This is a genomic window from Pseudomonas poae (genome assembly GCA_028869255.1).
Taxonomy (GTDB): domain Bacteria; phylum Pseudomonadota; class Gammaproteobacteria; order Pseudomonadales; family Pseudomonadaceae; genus Aquipseudomonas; species Aquipseudomonas poae_C.
Genome location: CP110972.1, coordinates 6,636,177 through 6,648,439 on the forward strand (window position 1 = coordinate 6,636,177; position 12,263 = coordinate 6,648,439).

The following is a 12,263-nucleotide window of genomic DNA, read 5'->3' on the forward strand; positions in this document are numbered from 1 at the left end:
ATTTTGAACTGTGAATACATTCAAAATGTGGGAGCGGGCTTGCTCGCGAAGGCGGATTTTAATTCATCGCAAGGCTCAGCGCTTGAGCCACTCCAGCATGCCGCGCCCAGCCGCTATGCCACTGGCAAAGCATCCGGTCAGCAAATACCCGCCTGTCGGCGCTTCCCAATCCAGCATCTCCCCCGCACAAAACACCCCCGGCAACTGCTTGAGCATCAAGCGCTCATCCAGCGCCTCAAACGGCACGCCGCCGGCGGTGCTGATCGCCTCATCCATCGGCCGTGTCTTCACCAATGTCAGTGGCAGCGCCTTGATAGCCACCGCCAATTGCGCCGGATCATTGAAGTGCTCCGCCGGTGCCAGCTCGCGCAGCAGCGCGGCCTTGACCCCATCCAATCCCAACTGACTGTGCAAATGCTTGCTCATCGAGCGCGAGCCGCGGGGTTTGGCCAACGCCGCCTGGACCTTGTCCAGCGGCTTGCTGGGCAGCAGGTCGATGTGCACGGTGGCCGCGCAATCGCGGTTGATCGCTTCACGGATGGGCGCCGACAACGCGTAGATCAAGCTGCCTTCGATCCCCGTAGCGGTGACCACGCATTCGCCCAAGCGTGGCGTGTCATCCCCTAGCCCGATGGCGACGTTTTTCAGCGGCGCGCCGGCGAATTTGCTGACCATCAATTCGCTCCAGGCCGACACCTCAAAGCCACAATTGCTCGGCTGCAACGGCATGCAGGGCACGCCGCGGTCTTCCAGCAACGTGCGCCAGGCGCCGTCAGACCCCAGGCGCGACCAGCTGCCCCCGCCAAGGGCCAGCAGCACCGCGTCGCTGTGGATAGTTTTTTCGCCGTCCGGGCTGTGGATAAGTAAATCGCCCTCAGCATTCCAGCCCAGCCAACGATGCCGGGTGTGGATAACCACGCCCTGGTCGCGCAGGCGCTTGAGCCAGGCGCGCAGCAGCGGCGCGGCCTTCATGTCGGTAGGAAACACCCGGCCGGAGCTGCCGACAAAGGTCTGGATGCCCAGGCCATGAATCCACTCGCACAACGCCTCGGCGCCGAACGCCCGTAGCAGCGGTGCCATGTGCGGTGCACGTTCGGCATAACGCGACAGGAACGTCGGGTACGCCTCGGAGTGGGTGATGTTCATGCCGCCCACACCGGCCAGCAGGAATTTGCGCCCCACGGAAGGCATGCCGTCATACAGGTCGACCCGCACGCCCGCTTGGCTCAAGACTTCGGCGGCCATCAGCCCGGCGGGGCCGCCGCCGATAATAGTGACGTGTCGAGGGGGTGTCAGGGGCATGGGCAAGGCTACGGTCATTTGAATAGGCCGCACATTCTACCCGAGCTCGACGCACGTGCCTGATCAAAAAATGTACAGCATGACGCAGGCTATGCGGTTATTGGCCTACAGCCCCTTACGCTCAAGTTATCCACAGGCCGTTCCACAGGCATTGTGGGTAAAGGCCACATTTCAATGACAACCTGATGACGTCCACACCCGCTGGGCGCTGTGGTGCAGGATGCCGTGGCGGCGGGCCAGGGCAGGGCGGTCCTTGCTGTAGCCGCCGCCGATCACGCCCATCACCGGGATATCACGGCCCAGGCAGTGGCGCATCACGCTTTCATCACGGGCGGCTACGCCTGCGTCTGTCAGCTTGAGGTAGCCGAGGGCGTCATCTTTATGCACATCGACGCCGGCGTCGTACAGCACCAGGTCGGGCTGATACAGCGGCAGCAGGTAGTTGAGGGCGTCGTCCACTACCTTGAGGTAGTCGGCATCGCCCATGCCCATGGGCAGCGGGATGTCCCAGTCGCTCTGGGCCTTGCGTGCCGGGAAGTTTTTTTCGCAGTGCAGCGACACGGTGATCGCGTCCGGTGTGTGGTGCAGGATGCGCGCAGTGCCGTCGCCCTGGTGCACGTCGCAGTCGAAGATCAGCACCCGGTTGACCCGGCCGCTGGCCAGCAGGTAGTGGCTGATTACCGCCAGGTCATTGAAGATGCAAAAGCCCGCCGGGTAATCGTAATGGGCGTGATGAGTGCCGCCCGCCAGGTGGCAGGCCAGGCCGTGTTCCAGCGCCTGCTCGGCCGCGAGGATCGAGCCGCCGACCGCCCGCACGGTGCGCCGCGCCAGCGCTTCGCTCCAGGGCAGGCCAAGGCGCCGTTGGTCTTCGCGGGACAACTCGCCGCTCATGTAGCGTTCGATATACCCAGGTTCATGGGCCAGGGCCAGAATCTCTGCGGGGCACAGGTCCGGGCGCAGCAATTGGCGGTCCTGGGTCAGGCCGCTGTCCACCAGGTGGTCACGCAACAGGCGGAACTTGTCCATGGGGAACCGGTGGTCCGCCGGGAACTCGGGGCTGTAGTCATCGTGGTAGATCAATGGCAAAGGCATGGGATTTTCTTGCGGGAACCTGCGACGGATCTTAACAGCGCTGTACACTCGCGCACACGCATACGGCAAGGGAGGGGACCCATGGAGCCGATACTTGAATTGGAAAGCGCACGCTTGGTGCTGCGTCAATGGCGCGACACTGACTTGGCGGGTTTTGCCGCCATGTGCGCCGACCCGCAGGTGATGCGCTATTTCCCGGCCAAATTGAGCCACCTGGAAAGCGCCGCCTTGATTGGGCGGATTCGCGGGCATTTTGCCGAATACGGCTTTGGCTTCTGGGCCTTGCAGCGCAAGGACACCGGTGAATTTATCGGCCTGACCGGGCTGCAAAATGTCAGCTTTGAAGCAGGCTTTACCCCTGCGGTGGAAATCGGCTGGCGCCTGGCCCGCGAGCATTGGGGCCTGGGCTATGCCAGCGAGGCGGCCTGGACCGCACTGCGTTGCGGCTTCGACCGTTTGCAGCTGGATGAAATTGTGGCGTTCACCACTGAAGCCAATCTGCCATCACAAAAAGTCATGCAGGCCATCGGTATGCATTACGATCCCCAGGCAGATTTTGAACACCCCAAGGTCGCAGCCGATGACCCGCTGCGCCCTCACGTTTTGTACCGCATCACCCGCGCCCAATGGTTGGACACGCTGCACGGATAAGCAGCCCGGAATGCCCTCTTGTATGTAGTAGGAGTTGCTCTATGAGCCAAGTATTGGAAGATCTGGTGGACTTGCTGACCCTGGAGCCGATTGAGGAAAACCTCTTTCGCGGCCGCAGCCAGGACCTGGGTTTTCGTCAGCTGTTCGGCGGCCAGGTGCTCGGCCAGTCGTTGTCGGCTGCCAGCCAGACCGTAGAAGAAGCCCGGCACGTGCATTCCCTGCATGGTTATTTCCTGCGTCCCGGCGATGCCGCCTTGCCGGTGGTGTATTCGGTGGACCGTGTGCGTGACGGCGGCAGTTTCAGCACCCGTCGGGTTACGGCCATCCAGAAGGGCCACCCGATCTTCACCTGCACCACGTCGTTCCAATATGACGAAGAAGGCTTCGAGCACCAGACCACCATGCCCGTGGTGGTTGGTCCGGAGAACCTGCCGTCGGAGCTGGAACTGACCCAGCAGCGCGCGCACCTGATTCCCGAGCATATGCGCGACAAGCTGCTGTGCCCCAAGCCGATCGAAGTACGCCCGGTGACCGAGAAAGACCCGTTCAACCCGCAGCCGTCCGACCCGGTCAGGTACGTGTGGTTTCGTGCCGACGGCGCCCTGGCCGATACGCCGGCGCTGCATAAATACCTGTTGGCCTATGCTTCGGACTTTGGCTTGCTGACCACCTCGATGCTGCCCCATGGCAAGAGCGTGTGGCAGAAAGACATGCAGGTCGCCAGCCTCGACCACGCGCTGTGGTTCCACGCCGACCTGCGTGCCGATGACTGGTTGCTCTACGCCATGGACAGTCCGTGGGCCGGCAATTCCCGCGGGTTCTCCCGTGGCAGCGTGTACAACCGCGCCGGGCAACTGGTGGCCTCGGTGACCCAGGAAGGGTTGATTCGCCATCGCAAGGACTGGGCATGAGCCTCACGGACGTTAAGCACTGGGTGTTCGACATGGACGGCACCCTCACGGTGGCGGTGCATGATTTTGCCGCTATTCGCGTGGCGCTGGAGATTCCACCCGAAGACGACATCCTCACCCACATCGGCGCCTTGCCGACGGAGGTTGCGGCGGCCAAACACGCCTGGTTGCTGGAGCATGAGCGCGAGCTGGCGCTGGGTTCCGTCGCGGCAGAGGGTGCGGTGGAGTTGGTGCGCGAGCTGGCCGGGCGCGGTTATCGCCTGGGCATTTTGACCCGCAATGCGCGGGAGCTGGCGCATATCACCCTGCAGGCGATTGGGCTGGCGGACTGCTTTGCCACAGAAGATGTGCTGGGGCGCGACGATGCGCCGCCCAAGCCCGACCCGGGTGGTTTGCTGAAACTGGCGGCTGCCTGGCGCGTGGCGCCCAGCGAGATGGTGATGGTGGGGGATTACCGCTTTGACCTGGATTGCGGTCGGGCGGCGGGGGCCCGGACGGTGTTGGTGAACCTGCCGGAGAACCCGTGGCCGGAGTTGGCGGATTGGCATGCTGAAGATTGCGCGGCGCTGCGCCGGATGATCTAGCCCAGGCACTGAAGCTCAAATGTGGGAGCTGGCAAGCCAGCTCCCACATTTTGATCGGGTTTGTGCAGGGATTACTTCCCGAACAGTACCTTCTCGCCTTCAGGCGAAGTAAACATCCCATCCCCGTTATGCCCAACCCCCGGCACGTCTACCAGCTTATGGCCCAGCTGCGGATGACGCTGCTTGAGGTAGTCAAAATAGTTGTGCCCGCGAATCAGGCGATACGCGCCCTGGGTCTCGGCTGCGCAGCTTTTGTCCAGCGCCGGGTGGTTCGGGTCGGTGTCTTGCTGGCCCAGCAGGTAGGTGATGTTGCGTGATACATAAGCCTGCTCAAGCTGCTCGGCGCTCTGGCCCTTGGCGTAGGCCGGCAGATTTTGCATGCCGTATTTCCAGTCGTTGAAGCCGGGGCAACTGGCGGTGTCGAACTTCACCGGGCGCTGGGGGCTGAAGTACGCGTAGGACGATGGGTTGGCCACCACATAGCGCAGGCTGATGCCTTCGGTTTGCAGCATCGGGTGGTCGTGGCCGGTGAGGGCGAAACGCTGCACTACCTGGCCACCACCGGAGTGCCCGGCGACCACGATTTCTTTCAGCGCCGGGAACAGTTTGCGGTTGCCCAGGTGCTTGATGATCTGGTCCAGAGCACCGTAGGAACTGACCTGGCCGGGGCCGATGGAGGGCTCGCCGGCCATCCAGTCATCGGCTTTCCAGCGCAGCAGTTGGTTGTCCAGGTGGTCGCGTTTTACGTCCGATTCGTCGAGAAATTGCGGCGCAATGACCAGGGTGCTGCCACCCACCCCGGCGTCTTCAGCAGCGTGCTCGCCACTTTCCAGGTAGGTCATCGCATTGCGCAGGCGGCCATGCACGATGATCAATGCGCGCGTGACCTGCGGCAGCGGCTGGCGCCAATCCTGGCTCAGGCCCAGGCTGAGGTCACCGGCATCCAGGTGAAAACGATCGGGGCTGACCACCTTGACGCCATGTTCTTTCTCGGCCGCCCAGGTGGTGGTGGAACAGGTAATCAACACGCCCAACAGCAATCCCAATCGTTTATTCATTTAAAGACTCTTGGCGGTAAAAGTGTCGCATTGAGTGATCTGGCCCTGGGCGAAGCCGGTCTTGAACCAGCGAACCCGCTGCGCCGAGGTGCCGTGGGTAAACGAGTCCGGCACGACGCGCCCCTGACCCTGTTGCTGCAACCGGTCATCGCCAATGGCGTTGGCCGCATTCAGTGCTTCTTCTATGTCGCCGGGCTCCAGCCAGTTCAGGCGTTTTTGCGCCCGGTTGGCCCAGACCCCGGCGAAGCAATCGGCTTGCAGTTCCTGGCGTACCAACAGGCCGCCGTCGCCTTGCATCTGCCGGCCTTGCTGGCGTGCGGCCTGGATCTTGGCCGAGATGCCGAGCAGCGTCTGCACGTGGTGCCCGACTTCGTGGGCGATCACGTAGGCCTGGGCGAAGTCGCCGGCGGCCTTGAAGCGTTGGGACATTTCCCGGAAGAAATCCAGGTCCAGGTACACCTGCTGGTCGGCGGGGCAATAGAACGGGCCGCTGGCCGAGGTCGCGCCACCGCAGGCGGAATTCACCCGGCCACGGAACAGGATCAGTTTCGGGTTTTTGTAGGCCAACCCGTTTTCCTGGAACACCTGGCCCCAGGTGTCTTCGGTATCGCCCAGCACAGCCCGAACAAAATCGGCCTGCTCATCATTGGCCGGCGGCGCCTGGCGCGATTGCGTGCTGACCGAGGGCGCTTGCTCCATCTGGCCGGTCAATTGGCCGAGGATCTGCAGCGGGTCCTGGCCGGTCAGCCAGCCGATGCCGACAATCAGCACAATCGCCGTGAGGCTCAGGCCCTTGCCGCCACCAAAGCGCATGCCGCCACCACCGCTGTCATCGCGGGCATCCACCACGTTGTCGCTGCGTCGGCCTTTTTTCCATAGCATGTGGGCAATCCTCTCGTGTTCTTACCGTAATGGAGTATGGACGTTAATCGCGGCAGTAACCTTCGCCGGTATCGACGATCAGGCAGTCCTTTTTATCCGCCAGCCATTTCAAGCCGGTGGCTTCCCCATCGCCGGCGCGCAGCAGTTGCGGGCCGTCCGGGCGGGTGAAGGTGATGCCTTCTTCGTTGGCTTCACCCTGGAAGGTGCCGGAGTCATCGGCATCGAGGCCGTATTGCATGGTTAGAAGGTAGTGGCCACGGCCGATGCTGTCGTCCTTGGCGATGGTCAGGTGCAAACCCTCTACGCCAATCCATTTACCGACCCATTTATCGGTGGGCGGGGTTTCGGGCACCAGGGTGGCCTGTACGGAAGGCGGCGCGGGTTTTGGTGCGTCCTTGGGCTCCTGGTTACAGGCGGTCAGCAGCACAAGGGCAGAGAGAACAAAGAAGGTTTTTTTCATAGCGGCAGGGCCTTGGTCAAAAAGTGTGCAACGCGGGGGCTAAGGTGCTGCGTTGGACTCGAATCCCGTGATTTAGTGCGCTGTTCGCACGGTGTTTGGTTATGCTCTTGGGGCAGACGCATGCCCGGCTGCTAGATTACCGGGTTGAGTGCTACCTCGTTCAGCGTTCGGCGCGCCACGCAAGAGAATTCCATGACTGTCAGCACCCCCTTTCCGGCGTCAACCATACTTTCAAGGGCATCCTGCTGATTGTGCTGGCGACGTTCCTGTTCTCCAGCCATGACGCCTTGTCCAAATACCTGGCCGGGTTCTACCCGATCGTGATGGTGGTGTGGGCGCGGTACGTGGTGCATACCTTGCTGATGGCGGGGATTTTCCTGCCGCAATCGGGGTTGCGTGTGTTGCGCAGCAAGCGGCCCGGCATGCAGGTGATACGGGCGTTGTGCCTGCTGGGCACCAGCCTGTTTTTTACCACTGCGCTGCATTACATCCCTCTGGCTGAGGCCACGGCGGTGAACTTTCTTACGCCGATTCTGGTGACGGCGCTGTCGGTGCCGCTGCTCGGTGAGCACGTGACACGCGGTCAATGGCTGGCGGTGATCTGCGGGTTCATCGGCGTAATCATCATCATCCACCCCGGCGGTGAGCTATTCACCCCGGCAGTGCTGCTGCCGCTGTGTTCGGCGCTGTTCTTCTGCTTCTACCAACTGCTCACGCGCATCCTCAGCCGATACGACACCCCCACCACCAGCAACTTTTTCGCGGGGCTGTGTAATACCTTGGTGATGAGCGCGTTGGTGCCGTTCTTCTGGCAGGTTCCTACGCTATGGCACGGCGTGCTGATGCTGGCCTTGGGTGCGTGCGGGATGACCGCGCACTTTATGCTGACCCAGGCGTTCCGCTTTGCGGCGCCGGCCTTGCTGGCGCCGTTCGGCTATTGCCAGATAGTGTTTGCGGGGTTGTTGGGCTGGCTGGTGTTCAACCATACCCCCGATGTGACCACGGTGGTCGGCATCGGGGTGATCTGCATGAGCGGGCTGGCCGCTGCCTGGCAGCAGCGGCGTCGGTAAATTACACGTCTACCGTAGGAATCTTGCGCGGCGCCATGAAGTACATCCAGGTCAGCGCAATGAAGTACATCGCGGGGATCAAGGTGAACAACACGGTGTAGTTGTTGTTGGTCACCGTGAGGATATGCCCGACGATCTGGGTCATGAACATGCCGCCGATGGCTGCGCACATCCCGCCGAAGCCGAACACCGTGCTCATCATGTGCTTGGGCGTGTAGTCCATCACCAGGCTCCAGATATTGGCGGTCCAGGCCTGGTGCGCGCCGATGGCCAGGGAGATGGCAAACACCGCGACCCACAGCTGGCTGGAGCCGGCCGCCATGATCACGCCGACGATGCAGCAGGCGAACAGCAGCATCGACAGCAAACGCGCCTTGATCGAGTTCATCCCGCGGCCGATCAGGAACGACGACAGAATCCCCCCACCCACACTGCCGAAGTCGGCTGTCAGATAGATGATGATCAGCGGAATGCCCATTTGGGTCACGTTGATACCCAGGTTGTATTGCTGGTTCAGAAAGGGCGGCAGCCAGTACAGGTAGAACCAGAACACCGGCGCGGTCAGCGAGTAGGCGAGGGCGAAGGCCCAGGTGCCGCGCATGCGCAGAATGCGGCTGAACGGTACGCGGGGTTGTTCCGGCTCGACTTCCTGTTGCACGTAGTCCAGTTCGGATTGTTTAACGGTGGGGTGGTCTTCCGGGTTGTAGTACTTCAGGCCCCAGAACAGCAGCCAGATACCGCCCAGCGCGGACATGCACAGGAACGCCGCCTGCCAGCCCCACACATGCAGGATCAACGGCAACAGCATCGGCGTCATCATCGCGCCGACGTTGGTACCGGCGTTGAAGATACCGGTGGCTACCGCACGCTCGCCGGCGGGGAACCACAGGCGGGTGGTCTTGACGCAGGCCGGGTAGTTGGCGGCCTCGGTCAACCCGAGGATAAAGCGGCACACCATAAAGCCGACTGCCGAGGTGGCCAGTCCGTGGGCGCCGGTTGCCAGGCTCCACAGCAGCACCGCGCAGAAGAACACGCGCTTCACGCCGATCCGGTCGATCAGGCGGCCTTGCAGCACAAAGCCGATGGCGTAGCCGACCTGGAACCAGAAGTTGATGTTGGCGTAGTCCATCGCCGTCCAGCTCATCTCTTTGGCGAGGATCGGCTGCATCACGCCTAACGCGGCGCGATCGATGTAGTTGAGGGTGGTTGCGAAGAACACCAGGGCCAGCATGCCCCAGCGAGTTTTACCCACGGCCAGGGCGCCGCGAATTTTGCTGCCGATACCGGCATGCGGGGTGCCCGGGCGCGCGGCCAGGACGGAGTTTTGCGAAGGCATGAGGTCGTACCCGTTTTTTGAAATTTTTATGGTGTGTTCTGGGTCTTCTTTTCGGGTGTAGCTACGGAATCGATGGTGCGCAGTGCTTAAAAAATCGTCAATTCGCCAACGGCCATTGTGTTCGATAATCGCACTGAAAACTAACCGGTTCGTACATTTCAATTGCTGTGAACAGTTTAGCGGCCAATAATTTGCCGTAAATAAGACAGACCTCAAAACCGGGAGTCGCCCATGCAACGCTCTATTGCCACTGTTTCCTTGAGCGGAACCCTGCCGGAAAAGCTCGAAGCCATCGCGGCGGCGGGGTTTGATGGTGTAGAAATCTTCGAAAACGATCTGTTGTATTACGATGGCAGCCCACGGGAAGTTAGGCAGATGTGCGCCGACCTCGGTATCGCCATTACCCTGTTCCAGCCGTTTCGCGACTTTGAAGGCTGCCGCCGCGACCGCCTGGCGCGCAACCTGGAGCGGGCCGAGCGCAAGTTCGATTTGATGCAGGAACTGGGCACCGACCTGGTGCTGGTGTGCAGCAACGCTTCGGCCGATTGCGTGGGTAATGAACGTATTTTGCTGGATGACTTGAGCCTGCTGGCCGAACACGCCGGCCGTCGCGGCCTGCGCATCGGTTATGAAGCACTGGCCTGGGGCAAGCATGTGAACACCTGGCAGCAGGTGTGGAACCTGGTGCGCCAGGTCGATCACCCGAGTCTCGGCGTGTTGCTCGACAGCTTCCACACCCTGTCGCTCAAGGGCGATCCGAGTGCCATCGCCGAAATCCCCGGCGACAAGATCTTCTTCGTGCAAATGGCCGACGCGCCGATCCTGGCCATGGATGTGCTGGAGTGGAGCCGACATTTTCGCTGCTTCCCCGGCCAAGGCGAATTCGACCTCGCGGGGTTCCTGGCGCCGATCATCAAGAGTGGCTACACCGGGCCGTTGTCCCTGGAGATTTTCAACGATGGTTTCCGCGCCGCGCCGACCCGCGCAAATGCGGCGGATGGCTTGCGCTCCTTGCTGTACCTGGAGGAGAAAACCCGCCAGCGTCTGGCGCAGGAACAGCCTGCCACGCCGGTCGATATCCTCTTCGAAACCCCGGCTGCCAGCGACTATGACGGCATCGAATTCCTAGAGTTTGCGGTGGATGAAAACCTCGGCGCCAAGCTCACCCACTGGCTGGAACGCCTGGGTTTCGTCAAGGCTGGGCAGCACCGCTCCAAGAGCGTGAGCCTGTTGCGTCAGGGCGATATCAACCTGATCCTCAACTGTGAGCCCTATTCTTTCGCGCATAACTTTTTCGAGGCCCATGGGCCGTCGTTGTGCGCCACGGCAATTCGGGTCAAGGACAGCGCCAAGGCACTGGAGCGGGCGGTGGCCTACAAGGGGCAGCCCTATCGCGGCCTGGTCGGGCCCAACGAGCTGGAACTGGCGGCGGTGCGAGCGCCGGACGGCAGCCTGATTTACCTGGTGGACCCTTCCGAGGGCTCGTTGTACGACACCGACTTCAACCTGCAGCCCGCCTCGGCCTCCAGCGGCGGCTTGCTGCGCATCGACCATATGGCGATGGCCTTGCCAGCCGACAGCCTCGACAGCTGGGTGTTGTTCTACAAGAGCCTGCTGGATTTCGAAGCCGATGACGAAGTGGTGCTGCCCGACCCCTATGGCCTGGTGAAAAGCCGCGCATTGCGCAGCCGTTGCAGCTCGATCCGCCTGCCGCTGAATATCTCCGAGAACCGCAACACCGCGATTTCCCACGCGCTGTCGAGCTATCGCGGCTCAGGCGTGCACCACATTGCCTTCGATTGTGCGGATATTTTCGCCGAGGTCAGCCGTGCCAAAGAGGCGGGTGTGCCGTTGCTGGATATCCCGCTGAACTACTACGACGACCTGGCGGCGCGCTTTGATTTCGACGACGAGTTCCTCAGCGAACTGGCGTACTACAACGTGCTGTACGACCGTGACGCCCAGGGCGGTGAGTTGTTTCACGTGTACACCGAACCGTTCGAAGGGCGGTTTTTTTTCGAGATCATCCAGCGCAAAAACGGCTACGCCGGCTACGGCGCGGCCAACGTGGCGGTGCGTCTGGCGGCGATGGCCAAGTCGCGCAGCGGCGCGGCGCGCCAGGCGCGGTTGTGACCGCGGGCCAGGTGCTTCCTTCGGGGAGCGCCGCGGCCCATAATCACCGCCTGCATAACAATGGCCGTGAGCGCACCATGACCTCGAGTCCCGAACTCCCCGCAGTGTCAGAAGCACCGCGCAAGAGTCGTAAGAACAACCCGGAAAAGACCCGCGAAAACATCCTCCAGGAAGCTGTCGTCGAGTTTGTTCAGCAGGGCCTGTCCGGGGCTCGCGTGGATGCGATCGCCGAGCGCATCCACACCTCCAAACGCATGATCTATTACTACTTCGGCAGCAAGGAGCAGTTGTACGTCGAGGTGCTGGAGAAGCTCTACGGCGATATCCGCAACACCGAAACCCGCATGAACCTCACCGCCCTGGAACCGCGTGAAGCGATCCGCCGGCTGGTGGAATTCACCTTTGATCACCACGATCAGAATGTGGACTTCGTGCGCATCGTCAGCATCGAAAATATCCACAACGCCGAATACGTGAAACGCTCGGATTCGATCAAGGCAATGAACAGCAATATCCTCGAAGCACTGGGCGCGACCTTGCGCCGGGGGGCCGAGATGGGGTTGTTTCGTGAAGGGCTGGAGCCGCTGGACGTGCACCTGCTGATCAACTCATTCAGCTTTTACCGGGTGTCCAACCGCCATACGTTCAGTGAGATTTTTCAGATCGAGCTGTCGGATGAGGCAGTTAAACAGCGGCATCGGGAAATGATTTGTGAGTCGGTGATGCGCTACCTGCAAGCTTGAGCCCAGACTGTTCTGAGGGGGTAAATGCAATCAATGTGGGA

12 protein-coding genes are annotated in these 12,263 nt (G+C 61.6%); 6 read left to right on the top strand and 6 right to left on the bottom strand.

What is annotated here, in order from left to right; translation table 11 throughout:
- Window positions 1-75: 75 nt before the first annotated feature.
- A complete protein-coding gene (locus tag LRS56_30240; GenBank protein ID WDU62904.1) occupies window positions 76-1,302 on the bottom strand; it encodes a TIGR03862 family flavoprotein in 1,227 nt (408 codons plus the stop codon).
- 171 nt (window positions 1,303-1,473) lie between these two features.
- Window positions 1,474-2,394, bottom strand: coding sequence for a histone deacetylase (locus LRS56_30245; GenBank protein ID WDU62905.1), 921 nt, complete (start codon window positions 2,392-2,394; stop codon window positions 1,474-1,476).
- 81 nt (window positions 2,395-2,475) lie between these two features.
- Here LRS56_30245 and LRS56_30250 point away from each other — a divergent pair, with 81 nt between their 5' ends.
- The 3 genes from LRS56_30250 to LRS56_30260 are packed head-to-tail and all read left to right on the top strand — an operon-like array spanning window position 2,476 to window position 4,540.
- The gene (locus LRS56_30250) at window positions 2,476-3,045 is read left to right on the top strand and encodes a GNAT family N-acetyltransferase (GenBank protein WDU62906.1); all 570 of its coding nucleotides are present in this window, start codon (window positions 2,476-2,478) and stop codon (window positions 3,043-3,045) included.
- Window positions 3,046-3,086: 41 nt separating this feature from the next.
- Window positions 3,087-3,956: an acyl-CoA thioesterase II gene (tesB, locus tag LRS56_30255; GenBank protein ID WDU62907.1), complete on the top strand. Its 870-nt coding sequence runs from the start codon at window positions 3,087-3,089 to the stop codon at window positions 3,954-3,956.
- Window positions 3,953-4,540: an HAD family hydrolase gene (locus LRS56_30260; GenBank protein ID WDU62908.1), complete on the top strand. Its 588-nt coding sequence runs from the start codon at window positions 3,953-3,955 to the stop codon at window positions 4,538-4,540. The genes tesB and LRS56_30260 overlap by 4 nt, the downstream gene beginning before the upstream one ends.
- A 71-nt stretch (window positions 4,541-4,611) precedes the next feature.
- Here LRS56_30260 and LRS56_30265 read toward each other — a convergent pair whose 3' ends face one another.
- From LRS56_30265 to LRS56_30275, 3 genes are read right to left on the bottom strand one after another with little or no spacing between them, the layout of a single operon-like run.
- Window positions 4,612-5,598, bottom strand: coding sequence for an alpha/beta hydrolase (locus tag LRS56_30265; GenBank protein ID WDU62909.1), 987 nt, complete (start codon window positions 5,596-5,598; stop codon window positions 4,612-4,614).
- Window positions 5,599-6,480: a neutral zinc metallopeptidase gene (locus tag LRS56_30270; GenBank protein ID WDU62910.1), complete on the bottom strand. Its 882-nt coding sequence runs from the start codon at window positions 6,478-6,480 to the stop codon at window positions 5,599-5,601. It abuts the gene before it with no gap.
- Between the two features lie 43 nt (window positions 6,481-6,523).
- On the bottom strand, window positions 6,524-6,940 hold the full coding sequence (locus tag LRS56_30275) for a membrane lipoprotein lipid attachment site-containing protein (GenBank protein WDU62911.1): 417 nt from the start codon (window positions 6,938-6,940) through the stop codon (window positions 6,524-6,526).
- Between the two features lie 101 nt (window positions 6,941-7,041).
- Here LRS56_30275 and LRS56_30280 point away from each other — a divergent pair, with 101 nt between their 5' ends.
- The gene (locus LRS56_30280; GenBank protein ID WDU62912.1) at window positions 7,042-8,010 is read left to right on the top strand and encodes a DMT family transporter; all 969 of its coding nucleotides are present in this window, start codon (window positions 7,042-7,044) and stop codon (window positions 8,008-8,010) included.
- 1 nt (window position 8,011) lies between these two features.
- Here the strand turns inward: LRS56_30280 and LRS56_30285 are convergent, their stop codons facing one another.
- Complete coding sequence (locus LRS56_30285) at window positions 8,012-9,346, bottom strand: MFS transporter (GenBank protein WDU62913.1); 1,335 nt, start codon at window positions 9,344-9,346, stop codon at window positions 8,012-8,014.
- Window positions 9,347-9,577: 231 nt separating this feature from the next.
- Here LRS56_30285 and LRS56_30290 point away from each other — a divergent pair, with 231 nt between their 5' ends.
- Together LRS56_30290 and LRS56_30295 are read left to right on the top strand one after the other, a co-directional pair.
- The gene (locus LRS56_30290) at window positions 9,578-11,479 is read left to right on the top strand and encodes a bifunctional sugar phosphate isomerase/epimerase/4-hydroxyphenylpyruvate dioxygenase family protein (protein ID WDU62914.1); all 1,902 of its coding nucleotides are present in this window, start codon (window positions 9,578-9,580) and stop codon (window positions 11,477-11,479) included.
- A 77-nt stretch (window positions 11,480-11,556) separates the two neighbouring features.
- Window positions 11,557-12,222, top strand: coding sequence for a TetR/AcrR family transcriptional regulator (locus tag LRS56_30295; protein WDU62915.1), 666 nt, complete (start codon window positions 11,557-11,559; stop codon window positions 12,220-12,222).
- Window positions 12,223-12,263 lie beyond the last annotated feature (41 nt).

Excerpts from the sequence above, each read along its gene's own strand:
- LRS56_30265 (WDU62909.1), bottom strand. The coding sequence starts at position 5,598 with ATGAATAAACGATTGGGATTGCTGTTGGGCGTGTTGATTACCTGTTCC.
- LRS56_30245 (WDU62905.1), bottom strand. The coding sequence starts at position 2,394 with ATGCCTTTGCCATTGATCTACCACGATGACTACAGCCCCGAGTTCCCG.
- LRS56_30250 (WDU62906.1), top strand. The coding sequence starts at position 2,476 with ATGGAGCCGATACTTGAATTGGAAAGCGCACGCTTGGTGCTGCGTCAA.
- tesB (WDU62907.1), top strand. The coding sequence starts at position 3,087 with ATGAGCCAAGTATTGGAAGATCTGGTGGACTTGCTGACCCTGGAGCCG.
- LRS56_30285 (WDU62913.1), bottom strand. The coding sequence starts at position 9,346 with ATGCCTTCGCAAAACTCCGTCCTGGCCGCGCGCCCGGGCACCCCGCAT.
- LRS56_30280 (WDU62912.1), top strand. The coding sequence starts at position 7,042 with ATGCTCTTGGGGCAGACGCATGCCCGGCTGCTAGATTACCGGGTTGAG.
- LRS56_30290 (WDU62914.1), top strand. The coding sequence starts at position 9,578 with ATGCAACGCTCTATTGCCACTGTTTCCTTGAGCGGAACCCTGCCGGAA.
- LRS56_30240 (WDU62904.1), bottom strand. The coding sequence starts at position 1,302 with ATGCCCCTGACACCCCCTCGACACGTCACTATTATCGGCGGCGGCCCC.
- LRS56_30295 (WDU62915.1), top strand. The coding sequence starts at position 11,557 with ATGACCTCGAGTCCCGAACTCCCCGCAGTGTCAGAAGCACCGCGCAAG.
- LRS56_30275 (WDU62911.1), bottom strand. The coding sequence starts at position 6,940 with ATGAAAAAAACCTTCTTTGTTCTCTCTGCCCTTGTGCTGCTGACCGCC.
- LRS56_30270 (WDU62910.1), bottom strand. The coding sequence starts at position 6,480 with ATGCTATGGAAAAAAGGCCGACGCAGCGACAACGTGGTGGATGCCCGC.
- LRS56_30260 (WDU62908.1), top strand. The coding sequence starts at position 3,953 with ATGAGCCTCACGGACGTTAAGCACTGGGTGTTCGACATGGACGGCACC.